Here is a 26,199-nt window from a genome sequence, read left to right on the forward strand (position 1 = left end):
CTTGACCCGACAAGCCATTTTGTTCTTGCGCCGGAGGTGCTACGAAGTCAAACCACGCAGCATTGCCGAAACAAAAAACATCTCAATCAGTTAACAGGCAAATGTGTGGCAAGGGCGTCGTGGAAGCGACGCATCTGCCGTTATTTGCGCGCCAGCAGCGCCTTGACCAGTTTTTCGTCGACCGTGCCGGTCGCCGGCAGCTTGTTGTCGGTCTGGAAAGCCATGATCGCGGTCTTCGTCTTCTGGCCCATCCTGCCGTCGGCGTCGCCTGCATCGTAGCCATTCTTGTTGAGAATGCGCTGGATGTTCTCGACGGCCTTCTTCATGTCGACGCTGGCGGTCGTCTGCGGCGCGCCGTCCTGCCACGATTCGGGAATGTCGACCGAATTGGCTGCCGCATCCAGCGGCTTGGCCTTCCACAGTTCGGCCGCGGCACGGGCGCGTTCGAGTTGCTCGGGCCGCATCGCATTCGCGATCTCGTCACGCTTGGCCGCCGCATCCTTGTCGCCGGTCTTGGCGACGAGCGCGAACCATTTGTAGGATTCCTCGAGGTTCTGCTTCATCCCGACGCCCTTGGCGGCGAGGATGCCGAGGTTGAACTGGCTGTCCTTGACGCCGACGTCTGCCGCCGCCTGGAACCAGTGCGCGGCCGACTCATTGTCGGTGACGCCATCCGCGGCCATGGCGAACAGCACGGCCAGGTTGTGCATGGCGCTGGCGTTGCCCTGCTCGGCGGCGAGCTGGTACCAGGTCTTCGCCTTCTTGATATCGCGCGCGACGCCAATGCCCTTCTCGAAGAAATTGCCGATACGGTATTCGGCCGGCGCGAAGCCGAGTTCGGCCGACTTCTCATACCATTTGGCGGCTGCCGCCATGTCTTCCTTGACGCCACGCGACTCGGCGTAGCGCGAACCGACCTCGAACAATGCCTTGGCGTCGCCGCCGGCAGCGGCATCGCGCAAGCCGAGCGGGCCGACGTCGGTGGGAATGTCGAACTTGGCGGTGGCCGCCGCCGGCGAAGCGTCCGCCGGTGGAACCGCGCCCGTGGTGTCCTTGGCGGTGTTCGGCTCGGCCATCACAGGCCCGGTATCGGCATCGGTCGCTTCCGCGGCGACCGGGGCCGGACCAGCCGGGAGCGCAGCAGCCGAAGCTGTCATGTCGGGCGCCGCTGCGCTCGCATCTGCGGGCGTCGCCGAAGCAACAGGCGCAGGAACCGGCTGGGCTGTCGGTGCCGCATCCATCGAAGGCTCGATGCTTGGCGGCGTGGCCATCGTGCTTTGCGCGGCCATGTCATCCTTGGCTGCCGGTTCGGACTGCTCGGCCTGTCTGACGGAACGGGCCGGCGCGCTTTCCACGGACTGCGGCTGAACGTCCGCCTTCGGCTGGCTAGCCGCATCGACCGAGGCGGTTTGCACCGGTTGCGAGGCGACGATCGGCGCGGCGTCGTTGCTTGCCACCTGCGCCGGATCGGCGAAGAAGGCCTTGCCCAGTTGCAGGCCGGCGAGCGCCAGCATGATCGCGGCGGCCGCCATCAGGATCGGCTTGCGCCGCGCCTTGAGCAGGTCGCCGATCCGCAATGCCTTCACGGGTCCGGTCATCGTCGACTGGCGCTTCAGCGCATCGGCCTCGGCGGCGGCGGCCTGCGCCGCGCGCCGCGCTGCGGCGATGAAATCCGATTTGGCGGCATCGGTGTCGCTGGGCTTGGCCGGCTGGCCGCGCTCGTCGCGCACCCGCTTCATGATGGCATTGAGGTCGGGCGCGCCGGAGCCGGGCTCCAGCGGCCGATTGGCCAATTTTGGGTCGAGCGGTTCGTCGAGGTCGACGCTCGGTGTTGGGGCAATCGGCGCCGAGCCGGCCAGCGGCGGAATGTCGGCCTCCTTCTTGCCCCTGAATGCACGTGCCAACCCGCCGAACAACGATTTGCGGCCGCCTGCCTGTTCGCTTTTCTCGGCGATGGTGTCGGAACTGAGGGCAGCCAGGGCCGCGGCAGCGGCGGCTTCGGCTGGTGAGCGCGTGCCCACGTCGCCACGCATATCCAGGTCGCCACGCATATCCAGGTCGCCACGCGTATCCAGGTCGCCACGCATGCCCGGATCATTGCGCAGGATAGCGGCGGCGCGGCCATCGAGATCGGCCATGTCCCCGGTAAGCGGTACAGGCTGATCGATATCCATTGACGGTGCCTCGACGGCCATCTTGGACCGCCGCGCACCGCGCCGGCTGTTGGGTCCGACCGCAGCCGCATCCAGGAGTTCGCTCACCGCCTCGACCGGTTCGCCGGGTTCCAGCGAACCCAACCGGTCGACGATCTTCAGCAGCGTGTCGTGGATGGCTTCGAATGTTCTCGAATTGCGCTCGTCCGAGCGCCGCGTCAGCGTTTCGAGGGTCTTCAGGTCCTGGGCGAGGCCGGAAACGGCTGTCGTGTTGGCGCTCGAACCGGCCAGCGAACGCACCGCGTTCTCGGCCGCTTCGCGCGCCGCGCCGAGGATGGAATCGCGCGTTCCGGACAGCGACTTTTCGATCTCGTCGAGACGCGGGCTGATGTCCTCGAATTCCGGCAGGGGCGTGCTGGGCCTTGAAAGGTGGGCGGACAGGCCGGCGACCTGCGCCTCCAGGCTGCGGATCAGTGCCGGATCGATGCCGGCCACCTGCGCGGCCGATGCGTCCAGCCGGCTTGAAATGTCTTCGAGCCGGCTTTCCAGGCCGCGGATCGCGGCTTCGCCTGCGGGATCGGGAACACGCGTTTCGATGCGCTTGGCCAGCGCGGTGAAGCGGGCGTCGATGGCTTCCATGATGCCGGCGCTGTCGACATGCGGCATGCGCTGGTCCAGCCTGTCGGCCACCTCGTCCAGCCGCCGCTCGAGATCGCGGAATAGCATGTTGCCCTGTTCGATGGCGTCGCCCTGGCGACGTTCCATCATGCTCGACAGCACGTCGAAGCGTTGCTCCAGGCCATGGAAGATATAGTCGGCGTCGGGCATCGCAGGCGCCTGGTCGATCTTGTCGGCAATGAGCGCGATCTGCTTGGCCAGGCGCTCCATTGCCTGCTCGGGCAGGTTGGCGCGGCCGGCGAGCTCGTCGACACGGCTCGACAGGGTGCTCAGCCGGTCCATGACAGCGTTGCCCGGGCGGTCCTGCGCGACTTCCTCGATCTGTTGGGCAAGCGAGTCGATCCGCTTCTCGATGCGCTCGAAAGCCTCGTGGTCGAAAGAATTGGCTTGCGCGGCGACCGTCGAGGCGACGATGGCGCGGGAGATCTCGTCCAGCCGCTCGTCGATCATGCCAAGCGTGTCGCTGCCACGATTGTCCTGCTGGCTGGCGAAATGATCGACGGCGCCGGCAAGCGTGCGGACCTTTTCCTCGAGCGAGCGCAGCGACAGCGATTCCGGCAGATTGTTGACGGCGTTGCTGATCTGCTCCAGCCGGTCGGTCAGCATTGATAGGCCGGGGTCGTCGGAGCGCTTGCGCTGATCGGCGTCGACGCGGTCCTCGAAGGCCGTCCAGCGGCGATCGAAATCGTCCCAGCGGCGGTCGACCTTCTGCACGCTCTCCTCGCGCGCCAGCGTGTCGAGCGCGGCCTTGACCTGTTCGAGCTCGAGCCGCAGCATGTTGACGCTTCTGTCGTCGCTCTTCTCGGCCAGTGTCTGGATGGCGCCGGAGAGCCGTTCGAATTCAAGGCCGAGTTCGGCGCTGCCCTTGGCCGAGGTGCCCGGCCTGGCGCCCGACTGGAAAGCCCGCTCGATGTCCTTGCGCAGCGCTTCGAATTCCCGCTGCAGCCCAGCCGTCATCTGGTGGCGCAGTTCCTCGCGCATGCCGCGCAACTCGCCGGCGATCTTGCCGACCATGGCAACGCCGTCCTCCTGGCCACGCACGCGATCGATGTCGCGGGCGATGGCCTGGTAATTCTGCCCGAAAGCGGCGGCGGGCGGCGGCGGGCTCGTCGGGCGCGGCGCCGGCTGCGGATCCTCGTACCAGCGCTGCTGGCTGGAGGGTTGGCCAGAGGGTTGGGCTGCTGGATAGCGCGCATCGGCCCCGTATTGGCGGGGCTCGGGCCGTGCCATCGGGTCCTCGCGCGTACGCTCCAGCCGCTGCTCCAGCGTTTCGAGGGAACGGTTCAACTGCTCGAGCGTGGTCTGCGGCCTGCGCTGCCTGCCGGCGTTGAGTGTATCGAGGTAGGACCGCTTGCTGTTCATCGGTGCGTCCGTCTTTCAGATTGGCTGGCTCGCGGCCAGTTCCCCCAAGTCCCTGTCGGAACGAGGCGACAGCGGCTATGCCGCAGTGGAAGACGAGCTTCCCGGGCTCTCACCCGCGCTCCGAAAAACCGTGAAAAATTCGATACAGGATAACCACGGGTAGCCGACGCGCCCACATTTCGCCCAACGTGGTAAACAACGCGTTAACCAAACTTAAGAAGTTGCAAGGATGTCGGATGCCGACAGCACGGTGCGGCATAACGCTCGCCGCGCAGAACGCCCTTGCGTCATGAGGCGGCTATCGGTATAGAATTGACGTAAACGTAAAAGGCGCCCTGAGCGTGCTGTTTGCGATTTGTTTGTTGAAACCACGACCGGAAGCAAGCCCCCGCTTCCAGTCAGGCGACGCACGGTCCAGGACCGCGACGCCACCAGATGGGGAAAGCCAGTGACCATGAAGCTTATCTCGGCCAGCGAGACCGCGGCCAATACCAACAATATGTCTGTCGAAACCGGCGAGGACCTTGTCCGCATCGGTGAGATGGCCAAGAAATATGGAGTGACGCTGCGCACGCTGCGTTTCTATGAAGACAAGGGCCTGCTCAACCCGCAGCGCGACGGTTCGACCCGTCTCTATACGCGCCGCGATAAGGCCCGGCTGAAGCTGATCCTGCTTGGCCGCAAGGTTGGGTTCTCGCTGCGCGACGTCAAGCAGATGATGGACCTCTACGATCCGACCGGCTCCAACACCAAGCAACTGCGGCTGGCGCTGGACAAGTCGGAAAAGCAGCTTGCCCGGCTACAGAAGCAGCGGGCGCTGATCGATGACGCCATCAACGAGCTGAGTGGCTCGATGTCGGCGGTGCGCCAGATGCTGGCCGAGCGTTCGGCGCCGCAGGCGAGCGTCGCGGGCTAACTCATCCGCTGACTGTCTGACTTTCAAAGCCGCGTGGCCCTGCCGCGCGGCTTTTCGTCGTCTTGGCCGCGGCCCAATGCAGCCTCTCGCCGCTAGCTTGTGCAACGCCTCGCCGCTACGTTCACCGCGCGGTGGGCGGGAAATCTTGTCGCATCGAAAAAATTGACGTTTACGCAAACGTCAATTTTTGCTATCCCGCTCGCAACATGGGTCCGCATGCCACCTTGGTAGACTTCGGGGGCATTCGGACAGGTCTGCAGGGTGGAGGAAAGCATGCCGACATACAGGGCTCCGGTCCAGGATACGCTGTTCGTGCTCAACGAGGTACTGGGCTATCAGCGCTATTCGAACCTTCCCGGATTTGCCGACGCCACGCCCGATGTACTGGAGGCTATTCTCGCCGAAGGCGCCAAGCTCGCCGAAAACGTCATGCATCCGCTGAACCGTGTCGGCGACATCGAAGGCTGTGTCCGCCATGACGACGGTTCGGTGACGACGCCGAAAGGTTTCAAGGAGGCCTTCGACCAGTATCGCGAGGGCGGCTGGATGGGACTGGCCGCACCCGTCGAGTTCGGCGGCCAGGGGCTGCCCTACGCGGTGCACACCGCCGTTGCCGAATATATGGTGTCGGCCAACATGTCGCTGATGATGTATCCGGGCCTGACGCAGGGCGCGATCGCGGCGATCATCACCCACGGCACCGACGACCAGAAATCCAAATGGCTGCCGAAGATGGTTGAGGGTGCCTGGACCGGCACCATGAATCTGACCGAGCCGCATTGCGGTACCGATCTTGGCCTGCTGCGAACCAAGGCGGTGCCGAATGGCGATGGCACCTACAAGATTTCAGGCCAGAAGATATTCATCTCGGCCGGCGAGCACGACATGTCGGACAACATCGTCCATCTGGTGCTGGCCCGCATCGAGGGCGCGCCGGAAGGCGTCAAAGGCATCTCGCTGTTCATCGTGCCAAAGCTCAAGCTCGACGCATCGGGCAATCCCGGCAACAGGAACACCGTCTCCTGCGGTTCGATCGAGGAGAAGATGGGCATCCACGGCAACTCGACCTGCGTCATGAACTATGACGAGGCCGAAGGCACGTTGCTCGGCGAGGCCAATGGTGGTTTGAAGGCAATGTTCACGATGATGAACGAGGCGCGCCTTGGCGTTGGCCTGCAAGGGCTGTCGCTGTCGGAGATCGCCTACCAGAACGCCGCCGCTTACGCCAAGGACCGCTTGCAGGGCCGCTCCCTGTCGGGGCCGAAGGCACCGGACAAGAAGGCCGACCCGATCATCGTCCATCCCGACATCCGCCGCAGCCTGATGACCATGAAGGCCTTCAACGAGGCCGGCCGCGCCCTGGCGCTTTGGACGGCGATCAAGTCCGACGTCGCCCACCGCTCTGGCGACGACAAGGACCGCCAGGCCGCCGACGACTACACCGGCCTGTTGACGCCAGTGGTCAAGGGCGTGCTCACCGACAAGGGGTTCGACCACGCCGTGATGGCGCAGCAGGTGTTCGGCGGTCACGGGTACATCGAAGAGCACGGCATGAGCCAGTTCGTGCGCGATGCCCGCATCGCCATGATCTATGAAGGCGCCAACGGCATCCAGGCGCTCGACCTTGTCGGCCGCAAGCTGGGTTTGAATGGCGGCCGCGCCGTGCAGGCCTTCTTCAAGGACGTCGGCGAATTCTGCGAGGAAAACCGTTCCGACGAGAAGATGGCGCCGTTCACGAAGGCGCTGAAGAAGGGCCTCAACGACCTTCAGGCCGCCACCATGTGGCTGCTGCAGAACGGCATGGCCAAGCCCGACAATGCGGGCGCCGCCTCGACCGATTTTATGCATCTCTTCGGCCTTGTGGCGTTGGGCTATATGTGGGCGCAGATGGCCAAGGCGGCGCTCGGCAAGACGGGGGCCAACGGTTCGCAGTCCTTCTACGACAACAAGGTTGTGACTGCGCGCTTCTTCATGGAGCGGATCATGCCGGAAACCGGCGCTCACCTCGCCCGCATTTCGAGCGGTGCCGACACGCTGATGGCTCTGCCGGCGGAAGCGTTCTAAGCTCGAACGCCGGCACCGCCGGCCCTGTCCTGTCGATACGCGGAGGAAATCGTGGCGACAAATCCCGCCGAAGTGCTCACTTTGCCGAAGCCCGCCTGGGCCGCGGACGAGGTCGGCATGCTCTACGACATGGCGCACCGCTTCATGTCGGAGGAAATCGCTCCGCGCTACGACGAATTCGAGAAGAACGAGATGGTCGACCGCGAGAGCTGGTTGAAGGCCGGCGCTGCCGGTCTGCTCTGCGCCTCGATGCCGGAGGAATATGGCGGCTCCGGCGGCACCTTCGCGCATGAGAGCACCATCATCGAGGCCATAGGCCATGTCGGTGTCGACGGTTTCGGTATCGGCCTGCACAACTCGATCGTCGCCCCCTACATCCTCCACTACGGCTCTGAAGAGCAGAAGAAGAAATGGCTGCCGAAGCTGGCGACCGGCGAGCTGATCGGTGCCATCGCCATTACTGAGCCAGGTGCCGGCTCCGATCTGCAAGGCGTCAAGACGCGGGCCGAGAAGGATGGCAACCAGTACAAGATCAACGGTTCCAAGACCTTCATCACCAATGGCCAGCTTGCCAACTTCGTCATCGTCGTCACCAAGACCAATCCGGAGAAGGGCGCCAAGGGCACCTCGCTGATCGTCGTCGAGACCGATGAGGTCGAAGGCTTCCAGCGCGGCCGCAACCTCGACAAGATCGGGCTGAAGGCCAACGACACGTCGGAGCTGTTCTTCAACGATATGCGCGTGCCGACGTCCAACCTGCTCGGCCACGAGGAAGGGCAGGGCTTTGTCCAGCTGATGCAGCAATTGCCGCAGGAGCGGCTACAAATCGGCACCAGCGCCATTGCCATGATCGAGCGGGCACTGGCGCTGACCATCGATTACGTGAAGGAACGCAAGGCGTTCGGCAAGGCGATCATCGATTTCCAGAACACCCAGTTCAAGCTGGCCGAACTCAAGACCGAGGCAACCATCGGCCGGGTCTTCTACAATGACTGCGTCGCCCGCCACATCGCCGGTGGCCTCGACCCGGTGACGGCGTCGATGGCCAAATACTGGCTCAGCGACCTGCAGGGAAAAGTCGTCGACGAATGCCTTCAATTGCATGGCGGCTATGGCTACATGAATGAATACCCGATCGCCCGCATGTTCCGCGACGCTCGCGTCCAGCGCATCTACGGCGGCACCAACGAGATCATGAAATTGCTGATCGGACGCTCGCTCTAATGCATGTCGCCCAAAGGTCCCATTTTTGGGAGATCGACATGCATCAGTCCAAAGCCGTTCGATAAACCCAAGGAGCAAAAAAGATGGCCGAAGCTTATGTCTATGATGCTGTGCGCACCCCGCGCGGCAGGGGCAAGAAGGACGGATCGCTGCACGAGGTGCCGGCGGTGCGGCTTGCCGCCAGGACGCTCGAGGCATTGCGCGATCGCAACGGGCTCGACACCGGCAATGTCGACGACATCATCTTCGGCTGCGTCGATCCGGTCGGCGAGGCGGGCTCGGTCATTCCGCGCGCCGCCGCCTTCGAGGCTGGCTACGACACCAAGGCGCCTGGCATGCAGATCTCGCGCTTCTGCGCTTCGGGCCTCGACGCCATCAATTTCGGCGCCGCCAAGATCGCGCAGGGCGCCGATGACATCGTCATCGCTGGCGGCGTTGAATCGATGTCGCGGGTCGGCATGGGCGCCTCTGGCGGCGCCTGGTTTATGGATCCTTCGGTTGGCCTGCCCGGCTGGTTCGTGCCGCAAGGCATCTCGGCCGACCTGATCGCCACCAAATACGGCTTCTCGCGCGACGACGTCGACGCCTATGCGGTCGAGAGCCAGAAGCGCGCGGCCAAATCCTGGGCCGACGGCCGCTTCAAGAAGTCCGTCATTCCGATCAAGGACCAGAACGGCCTGACCATCCTCGACCATGACGAACACATGCGTCCGTCGACCGACATGCAGTCGCTGGCCTCGCTCAACCCGTCCTTCGTCATGCCCGGCGAAATGGGTGGTTTCGATGCCGTCGCCGTGCAGAAGCACCCCGAGGTGGAAGAGGTCAACCACGTCCACCATGCCGGCAATTCGTCCGGCATCGTCGATGGCGCCGCCGCCGTGCTGCTCGGCTCGAAGAAGGCCGGTAAGGCGATGGGGCTGAAGCCGCGCGCTCGCATCCGCACCTTCGCCAACATCGGCTCCGAACCGGTGCTGATGCTGACCGGTCCGGTCGACGTCACCGAGAAACTGTTGAAGCGTGCCAAGATGAAGCTGTCGGATATCGACCTGTTCGAGCTCAACGAGGCCTTCGCCTCGGTGGTGCTGCGCTACATGCAGGCCTTCGATATCGAGCACGACAAGATCAACGTCAATGGYGGCGCCATCGCCATGGGCCATCCGCTCGGCGCCACCGGCGCGATGATCTTCGGCACGGTGCTGGACGAACTCGAGCGCCGCGATCTCAACACCGCGCTTGTGACGCTGTGCATCGGTGCCGGCATGGGCACCGCAACGATCATCGAACGCGTCTGACAGGGGAGAGAAATCATGAGCTACACCAATTTCACCCTCGACATCGACGCCGACGGCATTGCGCTGGTCACCTGGGACATGCCGGGCCGCTCGATGAACGTCTTCACCGAAGAGGCGATGCTGGAACTGAACGCCATCGTCGACATGGTGGCGGGTGATGCCGCCATCAAGGGCGCGGTGATCACCTCCGGCAAGGACACTTTCTCCGGCGGCGCCGACATCACCTTGCTGCAGAAGATGCTGGCCACTTTCGCCGCTGAAAAGGACAAGGATGTCGAAAAGGCCACCAAGGCGCTGTTCGACCAGGCCGGCACTATGACCGGCCTGTTCCGCAAACTTGAAACGTCGGGCAAGCCGTGGGTGTCGGCGATCAACGGTACCTGCATGGGCGGCGCCTTCGAATTGTCGCTCGCTTGCCACGGCCGTGTCGCCGCCGATAGCGACAAGGTCAGGATGGCGCTTCCCGAAGTGAAGATCGGCATCTTCCCGGGCGCCGGCGGCACCCAGCGCGTGSCGCGGCTGACCGATCAGCAACAGGCGCTGCAGATGCTGACGTCCGGCCAGACACTGTCGCCGCAGAAGGCCAAGTCGATGGGCCTGATCCATGAGATCGCCGAACCGGCCAAGCTGGTCGACACCGCCAAGGCGATGATCAGGAACGGCCTGAAGCCGGTGGCGCCGTGGGACGAGAAGGGGTTCAAGCTGCCCGGTGGGCAGATCTATTCGCCCGCCGGCTTCAATCTGTGGCCGCCGGCCATCGCCATCCTGCGCCGCGAGACCTATGGCAATTATCCAGCTGCCGCCGCGATCTTGAAATGCGTCTATGAAGGCCTGCTGGTGCCGTTCGACACGGCCCTGCGCATCGAGCAGCGCTATTTCACCGAGATCATGCAGACCCAGGAAGCGGCGGCGATGATCCGCTCGCTTTTCGTGTCGCTGCAGGAACTGAACAAGGGCGCGCGTCGCCCGGCCGGCGTGCCGGAAACCAAGTTCAAGAAGATCGGCATTCTCGGCGCCGGCTTCATGGGCGCCGGCATTGCTTATGTCACCGCCAAGGCGGGCATTCCGGTGGTTCTGCTCGACCGCGACATGGAGTCGGCCGCCAAGGGCAAGGCGCATTCCGACAGCCTGGTCTCGGATCAGGTGAAGAAGGGCCGTGCAAAGCCCGAGGAGAAGGACAAACTTCTGTCGCTGATCACGCCGACGGCTGACTATGCCGACCTTGCCGGCTGCGACCTGGTGGTCGAAGCGGTGTTCGAGGATTCCGCCGTCAAGAAGAGCGCCACCGAGCAGGCGGAAGCGGTGCTTAAAGCCTCGGCCATCTTCGCCTCCAACACCTCGACCATCCCGATCTCGTCGCTGGCCAAGAACTCGGCGCGGCCGAAGAACTTCATCGGCATCCATTTCTTCTCGCCGGTCGACAGGATGATGCTGGTCGAGATCATTTTAGGCAAGAAGACCGGCGACAAGGCGCTCGCGACAGCCATCGATTTCGTCCGCGCCATCAAGAAGACGCCGATCGTCGTCAACGACACGCGCGGCTTCTATGTCAACCGCTGCGTGCTGCGCTACATGTCGGAAGCCTACAAGATGCTGATCGAAGGGGTGCCTGCACCCATGATCGAGAATGCGGCGAAAGCCGCCGGCATGCCGGTCGGCCCGCTGGCCCTGACCGACGAGACGGCCATCGACCTCGCGCAGAAAATCATGAAGCAGACCATGCGCGATCTCGGCGACACCGCAGTCGACCAGAAGCAAATGGCGTTGATCAACACAATGGTCGACGACCATGGCCGCTTCGGCCGCAAGAATGGCAAGGGTTTTTACGACTATCCCGCCAAGCCGGCCAAGAAGAAGCTGTGGCCGGGCCTCAAGGACCTCTATCCGCAGCTTGCTGCCGAGAAGCTCGATTATGAAGAGCTGCAGCAGCGGCTGCTGGTCACCATCGCGCTGGAAGCGGCCCGGGTGATGGAAGAGGGCATCGTCACCGACCCGCGCGAGGCCGATGTCGGCTCGATCCTGGCCTTCGGCTTCGCGCCCTACACCGGCGGTGCGCTGTCCTATATCGACGGCATCGGCGCCAAGGCATTCGTCAAGATCGCCAAGAAACTGCAGAAGAAATACGGCGCCGAATTCAAGGCGCCCAAGCTGTTGCTCGATATGGCCGAGAAGGGCGAAACCTTTTATGAGCGCTTCAATCCTTACGCCGGTGACGTGAAGCAGGCAGCCTGACGCGGGCCGATCTATGTCTGGGTGCGGCGGCAGCGCTGGGCGTCCTTCGGAGACGCAAAGGACGCTTGTCACCCTTTAGTCTGCGTATGATGGCCACGGCACGTAGCCGTGGCCGGCGCGCTTCAGCTTTCCCCTGCGGTCCGTCGGTGATAAATTAGCTTTTGCTAACCTAAAGTTGGCAGAAGGACGTAATCGTCATGCGTATGATGCTGAGAGTTTCCATCCCGGCCGAGGAAGGCAACAAGGCGATCAAGAACGGCAGCATGGCCAAGTTCATCGAGCACACCTTGTCCGACCTCAACCCGGAGGCCGCCTATTTCACCGCCGACGGTGGCCGGCGAACGGCCTATCTCGTGGTGGAGGTAAAGGACAGTTCGGATATGCCCTATGTCGCCGAGCGGTTCTTCTTCGCCTTCAATGCCAGCGTCGAGATGATCCCGGTGATGAACGCTGAGGAACTCAGGAAGGGCTTGCCGAGAGCGATGGCGGCGATGGCCGGATAGGTTCATCGGCGATCATTGATGTCCGATCACTGAACCGCGCGTCGTTGTCGCGGCGGCACACAGTTTTGTCGGCAATCCGCCTGCTGCGCCCGGTGGACATGGCGGCGGTTGCGCGTTAGACAGGAAGAGGCATTTTTTCCTGTTTCGAGGAGAGCGAGCTTGCTCTCGCATGACCGTGTCTGGGCTGCCATAGATGCTCTCGCCGAGCGCTATTCGCTGTCGGCTTCGGGGCTGGCCCGGCGCGCGGGGCTCGATTCGACGGCCTTCAACAAGTCGAAACGTCTGTCGTCGGATGGCCGGCCGCGCTGGCCGTCGACCGAATCGCTTGCCAAGATCATCGAGGCGACAGGGGCTACGCTCGACGAATTCACCGGCCTGATTGAGGGCAGGGCCGCGTCAGCCCAGGAAGCACGGGTAGCCCACAGGCGCTCGGTGCCGTTGCTCGGCTTTGCCCAAGCCGGCGCCGGCGGCTTCTTCGATGATGCCGGCTTTCCGGCCGGGCAGGGCTGGGACCTGGTCGAACTGCCGGCGCAATCGACGGAGAGCTCCTATGCGCTGCAGGTGCAAGGTGATTCCATGCTGCCGCTCTACCGCGATGGCGACGTCCTCATCGTCGAGCCGGGCGCCATCACCCGCAAGGGCGATCGTGTCGTCGTCAAGACCACCGCCGGCGAAGTGATGGCCAAGGTGCTCGAGCGCCAGACCGTCAGGTCGATTGCACTGGTCTCGCTCAATCCCGATCATCCGGACCGCGACATTCCCATGCGCGATGTCGAATGGGTGGCGCGGATTGTCTGGGCAAGCCAGTAGGTCCGGCTGGTGCGGCTCCCTCATCTTGTCCTGGCGGTTCTGATGGTCCCGGCGATGGCGGCAATGGTCGTCGCTGGCGGTCGCACGCTGAAGGGAAGTGCAGGCGTAGTCACGGTGGATCAGGTCGATCCGGGCGCCGACACGATCTCGCAGGAGGGCGCCGAGACCGTGCTCGCAGAGCCGGCGACATCCGCCATAACCGCTCCGCAGCCGCCAAAGCCGGCGTCACATTCGAGGGCGATCGATCCTGAAATTATCGTACCACCGGAACTGCCCGCCGAGGGGCTTGAGCGTGTCGAGCCGCGCGAGCCGTTGAGCAAGCTGGCGCTGGCCGTGCCGCCCAGGCCGAAAATGCCCGACGACTGGAACGGGACAAAGCTGTTCCAGCCGGTCGCGCAGGCCGCCGGCCTGATCGAGGCCAAGGGCTATTCGGTCGCGGTGTCGGGCATCGACATCGTCAGGCATGACGAGACCTGCAGCGATGACGGCAAAGCCTGGCCGTGCGGTATCCGGGCGCGAACGGCGTTCCGCGCCTTCCTGCGCGGCCGCGCGGTGGTCTGCACCGTGCCGCCCGAGGGCGGTCGCGACCTGATCGCCGCCGAATGCCGGATCGGCAAGCAGGATGTCGGTCAATGGCTGGTCGAAAACGGCTGGGCTCGGGCCGCCAAAGGTGGACCCTATGTYGAGGCCGGCGACAAGGCGCGCACGGCCAAGAAGGGCATTTTCGGATCGGCGCCGAACCTTTCCGACATGCCGGCGATGCCGGCCGCACCAAGCCCTGCGCCTCAGGCGCCGAGCTCGATCCTGGAAGAGGTCGACGGCGTTCTCAAGCCAGCTGACCAGCCAGCGCCCGCTCAATGAGCGCCCGCGTCTCGGCAATGCCATAGAGCGCGGCGAACGAGCCGAAGCGCGGGCCGCGCTCCTGGCCGATCAGCACCTGGTAGATCATCTGGAAGAAGGCGCCCGACACGCCGGGGCCACCTTCCGGGCTCTGCTTGGAGTGATCCTGATAGCGTTCGATCCTACGTGCGACATTGAGCGAAGCGTTCTGGATCGCTTCGCCGTTGGCGTCCGTCGGCAGCGCGCCAAGCGCCGTGTCGAGGGCTGCCAGCGCCGCGCGCTCGACCTCGTCGGCGGGGCGGAAGGTCTTCGTCGGCTTCACGAAATCGTCGAAATAGCGGATCGCATGGCCGACCAGCTGGTCGAGCTCGGGATGCGTCTTAGGCGTCACCCCCGCGGTATGACGCGAAATGAAGCCCCACAGCACATCCTTGTTCTGCGCGTTGGAAGCGCTGACCAGGTTGAGCAGCAGCGAGAACGGCACCGGCATGTCGATGGCCGGCGGGTTGCCGTCATGCATATGCCAGACCGGGTTGCCCAGCCGCTCCTTCCAGTCCTGCCGCGGGTAAGCCGCAAGGAAGGTGTAATACTCGTCCACTGCTCTCGGGATGACATCGAAATACAGCTTCTTGGCCTGCCGCGGCCGCTGGTACATATAGAGCCCGAGGCTCTCGGCCGGCGCATAGGTCAGCCACTCGTCGATGGTCAGCCCGTTGCCTTTCGACTTCGAGATCTTCTGGCCGTTTTCGTCGAGGAACAGCTCATAGACGAAATGCTCTGGAGCACGCCCACCCAGGATGTTGCAGATGCGGTCATAGACCACCGCATTGGTCTGGTGGTCCTTGCCGAACATTTCGAAATCGACGCCGAGCGCTGCCCAGCGCATGCCGAAATCCGGCTTCCATTGCAGCTTCACCCTGCCGCCGGTGATCGAAAGAGTGGTCTCGGTGCCTTCATCGTCGAAGGTAATGGTGCCGGCCTTGGCGTCTACATGCTTCATCGGCACGTAAAGCACGCGGCCACTTTTCGGCGAAATCGGCAGGAACGGGCTGTAGGTGGCCTGCCGTTCGGAGCCGAGCGTCGGCAGCATCACCGCCATGATCTGGTCATAGCGTTCTGCGGCGCGCAGCAGCATCGCGTCGAAGCGGCCCGACTTGTAATATTGCGTCGCGCTGGCGAACTCGTAGTCGAAGCCGAACGTGTCCAGGAAGCGGCAAAGCATCGCGTTGTTGTGATCGGCAAAGCTCGCATAATCGTCGCCGAACGGATTGGGCACCGACGACAGCGGCTTGTGCAAATGTGGCTCCAGCGCTGCGCGATCCGGCACGTTGTCGGGGATTTTGCGCATGCCGTCCATGTCGTCGGAAAAGCACAGCAGCTTGGTCGCAACCTTGTCCTGCGTCAGGACGCGGAAGGCGTGCCGCACCATCGTCGTGCGCGCCACCTCGCCGAACGTGCCGATATGCGGCAGGCCGGAGGGTCCGTACCCGGTCTCGAACAGGATGGTTTCAGGAAAGTCGGTGCCTTTGTAGCGTTCGATGATCTTCTTGGCTTCCTCGAACGGCCATGCCTTGCTCTCGGTCGCGGCCGCCAGCAGCTCGGGATTGAGATCGAAGATGTTTGATCCCGCCATGTCACAGTTTTCCAAATAAATCGCCGGTGTTGCCCGAAGCAGGGGTTTTCAACCGGTCTCTAGGCGTGCGTGGCCGGAGCGTCAACGCGTGCAGCGCTTTTTCCTTGCGGTGCCGATACCGCTTTCCTACCTTCGGAGCCCATTCAAGGAGCACAGAATGCCGTTGCCGACGCCGCATGAAGCGCTGATCTACCTGATGGTCATCACCTCGGCTTCCGATCGCGACATGACCGATGTCGAGCTGGCCCGGATCGGCGACGTCGTCCGTTCGTGGCCGGTGTTTGAGGATTTCAACCACGACCGGCTGGTCGGCGTCGCCCAGGCTTGCCAGAAGATGCTGAATGAAAAGGACGGCCTAGAAGGCGTTCTTGCGCGGGTTGCCGAGGCGCTGCCCGAGCGCTTGCGCGACACCGCCTATGCCGCCGCCTTCGAGGTGGCCGCCGTCGATCTCGAAATGCGCATGGAGGAAGTCCGGGTGCTGCAGCTCATCCGGCGTCAGCTTGACCTCGACACCTTGACGGTCGCCGCCATCGGTCGTGCCGCCAAGGCGAGGCTGCGCACCCTGACTTAGGGCGCTGCCTTTCGGGGCCTAGAAAAAGCTGACCGGGAAATAGCGCAGATAGAATTCGGCGAACGTGCTTTTCATCGAGATCTCCTGCAGCGCATAGTCGAACGCGGCGGCCAGTGCTGGATCGTCCGCCCTGGTGGCGATGGCCATGCCAGAACCCAGATATTCGGGCGCCAGATAGGGACCGCCGACAAAGCGGCAGCAGCCGGCCGCATCCGATCCGCCCAGCCAGAAGGCCAGGCGCATGCCGTCGCCGAAGGCGGCGTCGAGCTTGCCGGCCTTGAGATCGGCATAGAGTTCTTCCGGCCTGTCGAAGGGGACGATCTGAACGGTGTTGAAATAGTCGCGCAGCATGCGCTCATGCGCCGAGCCGGCGAGCACGCCGACACGCTTGCCGCGCAATTTGTCGAAGACCGGTTCGGTCAGATCCTTGCTCTTCTGCGTGACGAAGCGGGCCGGGAACTGCAGGTAGGAGCGTGAGAAGGCATAGGTCGAGCGCGATTCGGCCGTTGCGGCGATGCCGGCGATGATCGCTTCGCCCTCGCCTTTCTGCAGCGCGCCTTCGAGCTCCGCCCAGGGCAGGGCCTGGATCTGGCATTTGTCGACAATACCAAGCTCGGCGCAGATGGCGCGTGCCAGATCGATATGGAAACCGGACAGTTTTCCCGAGCCGTCGAGGAAATTGAAGGGCGGAAAATCCGTGGTCGTCAGGAAGCGCAGCCGGGGCAGTGCCGAAAGGTCCGGCTTTGGCAGCCGCTCCTTGGCATCCCACAGCACCGGCACCTGCGGCTCGGCGGCGCGCGCGGTACCGGCGACCGACAGCGCTGCGATCAGCAGCGACGCAAGAGCCAAAAACCTCCACTGGAACGCCACGATAAGACTCCGCCGCAGTCGTGTTGGCAGGTTTTGGTACGAAAATGACAAAGGTACAATGCTTTTTGATTTCAACGCGTCAATTTCAGGATATGCTTTAGGGAGTTTGCAAATAGCAGTGGCTGCCTTGGTTGGGGGACCAAGGTGAGAACCACGACCGAAAACATGCGGTTTGCAATCCGTGGTCGGTGGTGAAGTGCAAACGAAGCACGCATCATTGGTCGCAATGCATGAGGCAACATAGGGTTGATGTTGCGATGGGTCAGTTCGATCGCACGTTGGAATTCATAGACCAACTGCAGCACGCCGGAACGGCGGCGGCAGTCTGCGAAACGTTGCTGGGTGTAACGTCGGATTTCGGGCTCACCGCACTGATGGCGGGAACCGTGCCGCAGCCGGGCACGCCAAGCGGCCAGCAAAAGCAGCATGTGCTTCTGTGCGACTGGCCTGTTGAATGGCTGGAGCGCTATGTGGCGCGCAACTATGTCGATCACGACCCGGTCGTCAGCCACATGAAACAGCTGCAGGCGCCGTTCCAGTGGCGCGAAGCCTCACAGGGCTCCCGCATCGACAAAAGCAGCGGCGAAGTGATGGGCGATGCCGGCGCGTTCAAGTTGCGCGACGGACTGGCTTTCCCGCTGATTACGCTCGACGGCCAGATCGTCATGGTGTCGCTGGGCGGCGAGGCCGTCGAATTGTCGGCGGCCGATTTCGGCCTGGTGTCGCTGGTGTCGACCTATGCGGTCGGCCGCGCCATGCAGCTCCACACGATGGCGAGCAACACCATCGATCACATCGTACTGACGCCGCGCGAACGCGAATGCCTGCAATGGGCCGCCGTCGGCAAGTCCGAGTGGGAGATATCGCAAATCCTCGGCATCTCCGAACATACCTCGGAGAAACATCTTCTTAACGCCAAAAGCAAACTTGGTGCCGTCAACCGGGTTCAGGCGGTCGCCGAAGCGATAAGGCGGGGCTACATTAGTTAGGTCGGCCGTGCCGGCCTAGCAATTCTAGCCTACGCGATCACGCAATTTTCTCATCGAAGCACGGCCGTATCTTCCTCTGAAACCAGGAGATGACGGAATGCTTTTTTCTCTCACAACCCAAGAATTGATGGAACGCCCGGACCTTTGGGAGGCGGTCCATCGCTTGCGCTACAAGATATTCGTCGAGGAGATGGGATGGGAGGACCTCAGGCGCCCCGACGGGCTCGAATGCGACCAGTTCGATCATGACGAGGCCGTCCATCAAATCGTCATCAGGGGCAGTGAAGTCGCAGGCTACCAGAGGCTTTTGCCGACGACGCGGGGACATCTGCTGACCGAGGTGCTGACCGACCTCTTTGAAGGAACGCCGCCCTCCGGACCCAACATTTACGAGTTGACCCGCTATGCGGTCGCTCCAGGTTACCGCGATGGCCGTCGCGGCGTGTCAACCGTCGGCACCGAGCTGATCGCTGGCTTCGTCGAGTGGGGACTGAAGCGCAACGTCAACCAGGTGATCATCGAGTTCGAGCCGATGTGGGTGCTGCGTGCATTGCAACTGCATTTCCTGGCGACCCCGCTGGGTTATCAGCGCACCTACGGCAACCAGCAGGTCGTAGCCACCTTGCTTACCTTCAACGAGCACACGCTCGATGTGGTGCGTTCGCGCCGCAATCATTTTGCTCCCGTGCTGACCAGGGGATACCCCGACATGCTCGGCCAAAGGCGTGCGTCGTGAAATCGGAGACAGTCATGAGCCCCCATCCGCAACCAGAACTCCGCAACCACACGCTAATTGTCACCGTATCGTCGAATGACGGCCGGCCGGTGCTGGACAGAAGAGCCTATGAAAGCCTGGCAAAGACCTTCCATGAAGCCGCCGACAATGAGGAGGTGCGCGTCGTCGTGCTGCGCGGCCTGTCAGGCTGCTTCTGCCTCGGCGGCGATTTCTCCGAATTCCTTGACGCCACCAAGCACCAGAAACTGATCGCCGCCGTCACCGATCTGTTTCGCACGCTGGCGACGTTTCCCAAGCCCATCCTAGCCKGCGTCGATGGCGATGCCGTCGGCGTCGGCTGCACGATCCTGTTCCATTGCGACATGGTGATCGCGTCCGATCAAAGCACCTTCCGGGTGCCGTTCGTCGATTTTGGCCTGGTCCCGGATGCCGCGACCAGCATCCTGGCGCCGCAGAAACTCGGCTATGCCGGTGCTTTCCGCTTCTTCTGCCTCGGCGACACACTTCGGGCCGAGGATGCCAGGGCGCTCGGCCTCGTCGCCGAGATCGTGCCGGGCGGCAGCGTCGAGGACGCGGCCCTCGGCCGGGCGAGACAGCTTGTCAAGAAGCCGGTCGCGGCCTTGCTGCAGACGCGGGGCCTGCTCAAGGGCAACACCGGCGCGCTGTGCGACCGTATCGATCAGGAGATTTCGCTCTTCCAGCAGGCGCTGCAGGACGACACCACGCTGCGGCGATTGCAGCGCATAGCCCGGCTGGTGGCTTGAACGGTCCGATCGAAAGACATCGATGACGAAAGCGCCGCGCGGCCTCTGGCTGCGCGGCGCAAAAGACGTCAGTCTTGCTTTCCCAGAAACGACGGCCCTTCGCCGATGATCTTCTTGTCTTCCTTGCCGATGATGTCGAGATCGCGCCCGTCATAGGGTAGCGACAGGAGGATGCGCCGAATGACCCCGAGCCGCGCGCGCCGCTTGTCATTGGCCCGTATGATGATCCACGGCGCGAATTCCTTGTGGGTGCGCTCGAACATGGTGTCGCGGACCTTGGTGTAGTCGTCCCACTTGGTGATGCCGGCAACGTCGATCGGCGAAAACTTCCAGCTTTTCAGCGGGCTGAAGCGGCGATCGTGAAAGCGCTCTAGCTGCGTCTCCTGGCCGATGTTCAGCCAGAATTTGAAGAAGTGGATGCCCTCATTGGCGATCATCCGTTCGAAATGCGGTGTCTCGTCGAGAAACTGCTCGTGCTGCTGCGGCGAGCAAAAACCCATCACCGGCTCGACGCCCGCGCGGTTGTACCAGGAGCGGTCGAAGGTGAGGAACTCACCCGATGTCGGGAAATGGTCGACATAGCGCTGGAAGTACCACTGCCCCTGCTCTGTCGGGGTCGGCTTGGTCAGCGCCACGTTGCGCGCGGTACGAGGGTTCAGGTACTGGCGCAGCACGAAGATCGTGCCGCCCTTGCCGGCGGCGTCGCGGCCCTCGAACAGCGCCATCACCCGTTTTCCGGTCGACTGCAGCCACGCCTGCGCCTTGACTAGCTCGATCTGCAATTTCTCAAGCGTCTCGTCATACTCCTCGCTTTTCATCTTCTTGTCGTAGGGGTAGCCGCCGGCGGTCAGCTTGTTGTCCTCGACCCAGTCGGGAAGCACGGGATTTTCAATATCGAACTCCCGCTCCTTGCCGCCGATCCTGATCTTCAGCGGACCCGAAGTTGGCGCGGCGGGAGTTTCCTTGGCTTTTTTCATCGAGACGAACCCTTTTCTGCTTCCGGACTCATGCTATTGGGAGCCACTACAGCACTTTTGATTTTGCGCATGATCCTTTCAGAAAATCGATTCCGATTTTCTGGGTCATGCGTTAGACCGGTCGCGCGGAGGTTTCCGTCGCCGGTCGAACGGGTGCGAGGCAAGGGTGCGAGCGCGCGAGCGAATGGCTGACCTGGACGCAGAGCAGAGTGGCATGGCGCGAGGCCTGGCGGTCCGGCTGTGGATCAGCCGCTGGCTGCTGATCGCCGGTGTCGTTGCGGTTCTCGCTGTATATGCCTTGGCCGCGATATCCGGCTTTGTCGTCCTTGCGGCGCTGGCACTGCTGCTTGCAGCGGCAATGCTGCCGGTCACAGGCACGCGCCAATCGGCCGAGAGTGCCGCGGCGATCGAGGCAATCGGCCTGCAACGGCTCTCCGGCGAATATCTTGCGGCCGCCGTCGCCGACCCGCTGATCATCTTCGACCGGACCGCCACTATCGTCCACGCCAATGCCGCCGCCTTCGCCGCCTTCGGCGGGATCGCGCCCGGTCTGTCGCTGTCGCTGAAATTCCGGGCGCCGGAAATGCAGGCTCTGCTGGACGGCGTCCTGTCGGGCGATGTCGCCTCTGACGTCGTCGACTATACGGAGAAGCTGCCGGTCGAACGGGCTTACCGGGTGAGTGCCTCCTCGGTCGGCCACGGCACCGATCTCTATGTGCTGGTGTTCAAGGACCAGAGCGAAGCGCGCAGGATCGACCGCATGCGCGCCGATTTCATAGCCAATGCCAGCCACGAACTGCGCACGCCGCTCGCCTCGATCTCCGGCTTTATCGAAACGCTGCGCGGACCGGCCCGCAACGACCCGGCGGCGCGCGACCAGTTCCTGCAGATCATGCAGAGCCAGACCGGGCGCATGGCGCGCCTGATCGATGATTTGTTGTCGCTGTCGCGGCTCGAGATGAAGCCCTATCTGAAGCCGGGAACCGAGGTCGACCTGCGTGAGACGGTCGATAGCGTTATAGATTCGCTCGGACCGCTGGCCAGGGAAAACAGCGTTGTCATTGAACGGGATTACGCCGACGGCCCGCTTGACGTACCGGGGGATCGAGACGAGCTCTTCCAGGTTTTCGAGAACCTCCTGGAAAACGCCTGCAAGTACGGGCAGTCGGGCGGCCGCGTGGTGGTGTCGATCGCGCGCGGCGATCCCGGCTCGGAGCCAGGCATCGACGTGACCATCAGGGACTTTGGCCCCGGCATTCCCGAGGAACACATTCCGCGCATCACCGAGCGCTTCTATCGCGTCGATGTCGAGACCAGCCGCACCCAGAAGGGAACCGGCCTCGGTCTGTCGATCGTCAAGCATATCCTGACACGCCACAATGGCCGGCTTTCGATCAAGTCCGAGTTCGGCAAGGGCGCTGCCTTCTCGGTTCATTTGCCGACGCACTGATACTGCCCTAGTTTTCCACGGGACCGTTTCTTTTTTCTGTCATCCGGCTAGCGTATCAGCGGGGATTCGAGGAAACGACTCAAAACAAGACACCCGTGGGAAGGCATTTCGCCATGCAGTCCGTGCATATCATGAGCGCCTATGACGAGGAGCTGAAATATCTGTCGAAGCGCATCGCGGCGATGGGCGGCCATGCCGAGCGTATGGTCGAACAGGCGGTTGCCGCCCTCGTCAATGCCGACCCCGGCCTCGCCCAGAAGGTCATCCGGGACGATGCAGTGCTCGATGAAGGGCAACGCGAAATCGACGACAAGGCGATCATCATCATCGCCAAGCGCCAGCCGATGGCGACGGACCTGCGCGAGATCGTCGGCGCCATCCGCATTTCCGCCGACCTCGAACGGGTCGGCGACCTCGGCAAGAACGTTGCCAAGCGTGTGGGCGCCGTTACCGACGGACGCCAGCCGACCAGCCTGTTCCGTGGCCTCGAGGCCCTGGCCAACCTGGCGCTGACCCAGCTCAAGGAAGTGCTCGACGTCTACGCATCGCGCTCGGTCGACAAGATCGGCTTCGTGCGCGACCGCGACGACCAGATCGACGCCATGTACACGTCGCTGTTCCGCGAATTGCTGACCTACATGATGGAAGATCCGCGCAACATCACGCCGTGCACGCATCTGCTGTTTTGCGCCAAGAACATCGAGCGCATCGGCGATCACGCCACCAACATCGCCGAGACCATCTACTACATCGTCACCGGCGAGCAGATGCCGGCCGAGCGGCCGAAGGGCGACAAGACCGACAAGATCAGCCTTTCCGCGACGCCTCCGGTTAATTGAACGGTCGCACTCTCGAACCATCATCCGAATTGCGCTAGACTTTCCGGGCTTTCCTGTATCCTCGTCCGTGGATTTGCTTCGGGAGGTTGTGATGGAAAATGTTCGGAACCTGACTCCGGCGCCTGCGCCGACCTCCGGCATTATCGCTTGCGGCGTCTACACGGCTGGGCGTCGCATCGCCGACATTCCCATCGAGGAAGCCGGCGAATGGGCAAAAAAAACCGGTCATGTCGTCTGGATTGGCCTGCTCGAGCCCGACCGCAACCTGCTGCTTCGCGTCCAGGCGCAGTTTCACCTGCATGAACTGGCGATCGAGGACGCCGAGCACCCGCACCAGCGACCGAAGATCGAGCAATACGGCGACGCCTTGTTCATCGTCGCCCGCACCGCGCAGCTGATCGACGGCCGGGTCACCTTCGGCGAGACCCATTTGTTCGTCGGCAGCGGCTACATCGTCAGCGTCAGGCATGGCCCGTCCACATCCTATGCCGCCGTGCGTCAGCATTGGGAAAGCTGCCCGCATTCGCTGGCCAAGGGCGAGGATTTCGTCCTCTACGCCATTCTCGATTTCATCGTCGACAACTACATGCCCGTGCTCGAGCAGATCGAGGACGAGGTCGAACTGATCGAGGACAGGGTCCTGCTGAAGCCGATGACAGGTCCCGACATCGAGCGGCTCTATATGCTGCGCCGCGATCTTTTGCGCTTGCGCAATGCGGCACTTCCGCTTGTCGAAGTCTGCCGCCGACTAACCAGTGCCGACCTGCCACAGATCCACACGGCCATGCATCCGCTGTTTCGTGACGTGACCGACCATATCCGAACCGTGCAGGAAAAGATCGACAGTCTGCGCGAGGTGCTGGCGTTTGCTTTCGAGGCCAGCCTTCTGGTCGGCCAGAGCCAGGAAACGGCGATCTCCAAGAAGCTAGCCTCCTGGGCCGCCATCCTGGCGGTGCCGACGGCATTCGCCGGCATTTACGGCATGAATTTCAGCGACATGCCGGAACTGAAGATGGAATATGGCTACCCCGTGGTGCTGGCCACGATCGCGCTGATCTGCTCGTTTCTCTACTGGCGCTTTCGCAAGAATGGCTGGCTGTGAAAGAAAGCGAATAGCGAACAGGGAGTAGCGAATAGGGGAAAAACTGGATTGCCTCCTCGCGGACGCTCAATCAGTTCCTATTCGCTATTCGCTATTCGCTATTCGCTATTCGCTCAGCGACTCCGCCGCCGCTCCGATGCGGGCTGGAACGCCACGCGGGCGTGGTACTTGCAGTAGGGGCCAGTTTCGGCGGCTTCGTTGCCGCAGAAATTGAAGTCCTCCGAAAGTGGATCGCCGTTCGGCCATTTGCAGGTCCGCTCGGTCAGCTCGACGAGCTGCAGATGCCGTGAGATCGGCACCACGACATTCTCGACCGGGCGGATATAGTGGCGTGCCACAGGTTCGGCGTCGAACTGCGTCTGCAATGCCGTTGCGCCGATCGATGTCGTGACATGACGGACCGTGCTTGCGGCGCGCGACACCGATTTCTGAACGGTCGATCCCTGCGCCGCCTTCTTCTGGCGTGCCGGCGTGGCGGTCGACCGCCCGCGGCCCGACAGTTTCAGCCGGTGCACCTTACCGATGACCGCATTGCGGCTGACCCCCCCAAGCTGCGCAGCAATCTGGCTTGCGCTCAGACCCTCGGACCACAGTTTTCTGAGAAGTTCTACCCGCTCGTCAGTCCAGTTCATGAGACCGCTCCTGCTAAGCGTGCGGCAATCGGAATCCACTCCCGGCCCGGCAACATTTGCCGGGGCAGACACCACATATATCTGGTGATTAGGTCCGCCGCACGAAATCTAGTTATTTCTTGACTACAACTACTCTATGCGCTGACTCGGTGACAAGAGTCCCAAGTGCAACACGAATCGGTTTTTTAGGTTTTCCCCAACTTGCCCGGTCGCTCGTGAGCCGGCGTTGCGTCGGAGGGCTTGCCGCGGGGCACTACGCGACGTTTTCGTTGACTTCATGGCCGAAAAACACGATAAGCCGAACAGGCCGCCGCTTTGGCGGCTTTTTTGATTTTCCGGTACCGGAGACGCATATAATGAGCGGTTCGGCGCTTTACGAGACCTTTGCTCGCGCACCCCTGGCCTTCGACCATGGGGAAGGCACCTGGCTGGTTACCGACAAGGGCGAGCGATATCTCGATTTCGCCGGCGGCATCGCCGTCAATTCGCTGGGTCACAGCCATCCGCACCTGGTCTCAGCACTGACCGAGCAAGCCGCGAAGCTCTGGCATGTTTCCAATCTCTACGAGATTCCGGGGCAAAGCCGGCTCGGCGAGCGGCTGGTGGACGCCACCTTCGCCGACAAGGTGTTCTTCACCAATTCCGGCGCCGAGGCGCTGGAATGCGCGATCAAGACGGCGCGGCGCTACCATTTCGTCAAGGGACATCCCGAACGCTTCCGCGTCATCACCTTCGAGGGGGCCTTCCATGGCCGCACGCTGGCGACCATCGCGGCGGGCGGTCAGTACAAGTACCTTGAAGGGTTTGGACCCAAGGTCGAGGGCTTCGACCAGGTCGGCTTCGATGACATCGATGCGGCCGAAAAGGCGATCACGCCGGAGACCGCGGCGATCCTGATCGAGCCGGTACAGGGCGAGGGCGGCATCCGCCCGGTGCCGACGCAGTCGCTGAAGCGGCTCAGGCAGTTGTGCGAACAGCACGGCCTGCTGCTGATCTACGACGAGGTCCAGTGCGGCATCGGCCGGACCGGCAAGCTGTTCGCGCATGAATGGTCCGGCGTCACCCCCGACATCATGGCTATCGCCAAGGGCATTGGCGGCGGCTTCCCGATGGGCGCCTGCCTTGCCACCGATGAAGCGGCCATTGGCATGACGTCCGGCGTGCATGGCACCACTTTCGGCGGCAACCCGCTGGCCATGGCGGTCGGCAACGCGGTGCTCGACGTGGTGCTGGAAGACGGCTTCCTCGAAGATGTCCAGCGCAAGGCGCTGCTGATGAAGCAGGGGCTGGCTGCGGTCGCCGACGAGTTTCCCGAGGTCATCGAGGACATCAGGGGCACCGGGCTGATGCTCGGCCTCAAATGCGCCATGCCCAACACCAAGGTGAACATGGCATTGCGCGACCAGCACCTGCTGGCGGTTCCGGCCGGCGACAACGTCATTCGCCTGTTGCCGCCGCTCACTGTCACAGATGCCGAGATCCACGACGCGCTCAACCGCATCCGCGCCGCCTCCAAGGGCCTGGCGGAGGCGATCGCAGCCGCCGCCGCGAAGTAATCCCGG

21 protein-coding genes are annotated in these 26,199 nt (G+C 63.0%); 16 read left to right on the forward strand and 5 right to left on the reverse strand.

Annotation, left to right across the window (positions count from 1 at the left end):
- Nucleotides 1-140: 140 nt before the first annotated feature.
- Nucleotides 141-4,193: a peptidoglycan-binding protein gene (locus tag AC1D0I_RS05095; RefSeq protein ID WP_477393458.1), complete on the reverse strand. Its 4,053-nt coding sequence runs from the start codon at nucleotides 4,191-4,193 to the stop codon at nucleotides 141-143.
- Between the two features lie 454 nt (nucleotides 4,194-4,647).
- On the opposite strand from AC1D0I_RS05095, the gene AC1D0I_RS05100 reads away from it, so the two are divergent.
- The 8 genes from AC1D0I_RS05100 to AC1D0I_RS05135 all read left to right on the forward strand — a co-directional run bounded on the left by AC1D0I_RS05100 (nucleotide 4,648) and on the right by AC1D0I_RS05135 (nucleotide 14,095).
- Nucleotides 4,648-5,109: a MerR family transcriptional regulator gene (locus AC1D0I_RS05100; RefSeq protein WP_477393512.1), complete on the forward strand. Its 462-nt coding sequence runs from the start codon at nucleotides 4,648-4,650 to the stop codon at nucleotides 5,107-5,109.
- A 273-nt stretch (nucleotides 5,110-5,382) separates the two neighbouring features.
- Nucleotides 5,383-7,173: an acyl-CoA dehydrogenase gene (locus tag AC1D0I_RS05105; RefSeq protein ID WP_477393460.1), complete on the forward strand. Its 1,791-nt coding sequence runs from the start codon at nucleotides 5,383-5,385 to the stop codon at nucleotides 7,171-7,173.
- A gap of 51 nt (nucleotides 7,174-7,224) precedes the next feature.
- Nucleotides 7,225-8,397 carry an acyl-CoA dehydrogenase family protein gene (locus AC1D0I_RS05110; protein WP_477393462.1) on the forward strand — a complete coding sequence of 391 codons (1,173 nt, stop codon included), beginning with the start codon at nucleotides 7,225-7,227 and terminating at the stop codon, nucleotides 8,395-8,397.
- Nucleotides 8,398-8,480: 83 nt separating this feature from the next.
- Nucleotides 8,481-9,689, forward strand: coding sequence for an acetyl-CoA C-acetyltransferase (locus AC1D0I_RS05115; protein WP_477393464.1), 1,209 nt, complete (start codon nucleotides 8,481-8,483; stop codon nucleotides 9,687-9,689).
- 15 nt (nucleotides 9,690-9,704) lie between these two features.
- Entirely contained in the window at nucleotides 9,705-11,921 is a 2,217-nt protein-coding gene (locus tag AC1D0I_RS05120; RefSeq protein WP_477393466.1) for a 3-hydroxyacyl-CoA dehydrogenase NAD-binding domain-containing protein, read from the forward strand.
- A gap of 197 nt (nucleotides 11,922-12,118) precedes the next feature.
- Nucleotides 12,119-12,424 (forward strand): DUF3303 family protein, encoded by a 306-nt coding sequence (locus AC1D0I_RS05125; RefSeq protein WP_095082325.1) that lies wholly within the window; start codon nucleotides 12,119-12,121, stop codon nucleotides 12,422-12,424.
- A 159-nt stretch (nucleotides 12,425-12,583) separates the two neighbouring features.
- Nucleotides 12,584-13,234 carry a S24 family peptidase gene (locus tag AC1D0I_RS05130; protein ID WP_095082323.1) on the forward strand — a complete coding sequence of 217 codons (651 nt, stop codon included), beginning with the start codon at nucleotides 12,584-12,586 and terminating at the stop codon, nucleotides 13,232-13,234.
- Nucleotides 13,235-13,243: 9 nt separating this feature from the next.
- A complete protein-coding gene (locus tag AC1D0I_RS05135) occupies nucleotides 13,244-14,095 on the forward strand; it encodes a thermonuclease family protein (RefSeq protein ID WP_457151614.1) in 852 nt (283 codons plus the stop codon).
- Here the strand turns inward: AC1D0I_RS05135 and AC1D0I_RS05140 are convergent.
- Nucleotides 14,061-15,707 (reverse strand): lysine--tRNA ligase, encoded by a 1,647-nt coding sequence (locus tag AC1D0I_RS05140; RefSeq protein ID WP_477393468.1) that lies wholly within the window; start codon nucleotides 15,705-15,707, stop codon nucleotides 14,061-14,063. The two genes, AC1D0I_RS05135 and AC1D0I_RS05140, sit on opposite strands and share 35 nt — an antisense overlap.
- Before the next feature lie 157 nt (nucleotides 15,708-15,864).
- Between AC1D0I_RS05140 and AC1D0I_RS05145 the strand changes: the two genes are divergently transcribed.
- Entirely contained in the window at nucleotides 15,865-16,278 is a 414-nt protein-coding gene (locus tag AC1D0I_RS05145) for a tellurite resistance TerB family protein (protein WP_167392009.1), read from the forward strand.
- Between the two features lie 18 nt (nucleotides 16,279-16,296).
- Here the strand turns inward: AC1D0I_RS05145 and AC1D0I_RS05150 are convergent, their stop codons facing one another.
- Entirely contained in the window at nucleotides 16,297-17,148 is an 852-nt protein-coding gene (locus AC1D0I_RS05150; protein ID WP_477393470.1) for a transporter substrate-binding domain-containing protein, read from the reverse strand.
- A 257-nt stretch (nucleotides 17,149-17,405) separates the two neighbouring features.
- Between AC1D0I_RS05150 and AC1D0I_RS05155 the strand changes: the two genes are divergently transcribed.
- The 3 genes from AC1D0I_RS05155 (at nucleotide 17,406) to AC1D0I_RS05165 (ending at nucleotide 19,637) form a co-directional block, all read left to right on the forward strand.
- A complete protein-coding gene (locus AC1D0I_RS05155) occupies nucleotides 17,406-18,137 on the forward strand; it encodes a helix-turn-helix transcriptional regulator (RefSeq protein WP_477393472.1) in 732 nt (243 codons plus the stop codon).
- Nucleotides 18,138-18,234: 97 nt separating this feature from the next.
- Complete coding sequence (locus AC1D0I_RS05160; RefSeq protein ID WP_095082315.1) at nucleotides 18,235-18,873, forward strand: acyl-homoserine-lactone synthase; 639 nt, start codon at nucleotides 18,235-18,237, stop codon at nucleotides 18,871-18,873.
- A 14-nt stretch (nucleotides 18,874-18,887) separates the two neighbouring features.
- Nucleotides 18,888-19,637 carry an enoyl-CoA hydratase-related protein gene (locus tag AC1D0I_RS05165; protein WP_477393474.1) on the forward strand — a complete coding sequence of 250 codons (750 nt, stop codon included), beginning with the start codon at nucleotides 18,888-18,890 and terminating at the stop codon, nucleotides 19,635-19,637.
- Nucleotides 19,638-19,705: 68 nt separating this feature from the next.
- Here AC1D0I_RS05165 and ppk2 read toward each other — a convergent pair whose 3' ends face one another.
- Nucleotides 19,706-20,614 (reverse strand): polyphosphate kinase 2, encoded by a 909-nt coding sequence (gene ppk2, locus AC1D0I_RS05170; RefSeq protein WP_477393476.1) that lies wholly within the window; start codon nucleotides 20,612-20,614, stop codon nucleotides 19,706-19,708.
- A gap of 184 nt (nucleotides 20,615-20,798) precedes the next feature.
- Here ppk2 and AC1D0I_RS05175 point away from each other — a divergent pair, with 184 nt between their 5' ends.
- From AC1D0I_RS05175 to AC1D0I_RS05185, 3 genes are all read left to right on the forward strand, one after another.
- Complete coding sequence (locus AC1D0I_RS05175) at nucleotides 20,799-22,064, forward strand: ATP-binding protein (protein WP_477393478.1); 1,266 nt, start codon at nucleotides 20,799-20,801, stop codon at nucleotides 22,062-22,064.
- 113 nt (nucleotides 22,065-22,177) lie between these two features.
- On the forward strand, nucleotides 22,178-22,903 hold the full coding sequence (gene phoU, locus AC1D0I_RS05180; RefSeq protein ID WP_477225367.1) for a phosphate signaling complex protein PhoU: 726 nt from the start codon (nucleotides 22,178-22,180) through the stop codon (nucleotides 22,901-22,903).
- A 91-nt stretch (nucleotides 22,904-22,994) separates the two neighbouring features.
- Nucleotides 22,995-24,005, forward strand: coding sequence for a magnesium and cobalt transport protein CorA (locus tag AC1D0I_RS05185; protein ID WP_095082303.1), 1,011 nt, complete (start codon nucleotides 22,995-22,997; stop codon nucleotides 24,003-24,005).
- 113 nt (nucleotides 24,006-24,118) lie between these two features.
- Here the strand turns inward: AC1D0I_RS05185 and AC1D0I_RS05190 are convergent, their stop codons facing one another.
- A complete protein-coding gene (locus AC1D0I_RS05190; protein ID WP_457152058.1) occupies nucleotides 24,119-24,637 on the reverse strand; it encodes a GcrA family cell cycle regulator in 519 nt (172 codons plus the stop codon).
- Nucleotides 24,638-24,993: 356 nt separating this feature from the next.
- On the opposite strand from AC1D0I_RS05190, the gene AC1D0I_RS05195 reads away from it, so the two are divergent.
- Nucleotides 24,994-26,193: an acetylornithine transaminase gene (locus AC1D0I_RS05195; RefSeq protein ID WP_477393480.1), complete on the forward strand. Its 1,200-nt coding sequence runs from the start codon at nucleotides 24,994-24,996 to the stop codon at nucleotides 26,191-26,193.
- The last annotated feature ends 6 nt before the right edge of the window (nucleotides 26,194-26,199 follow it).

The organism is Mesorhizobium sp. P2_D1 (assembly GCF_056404455.1).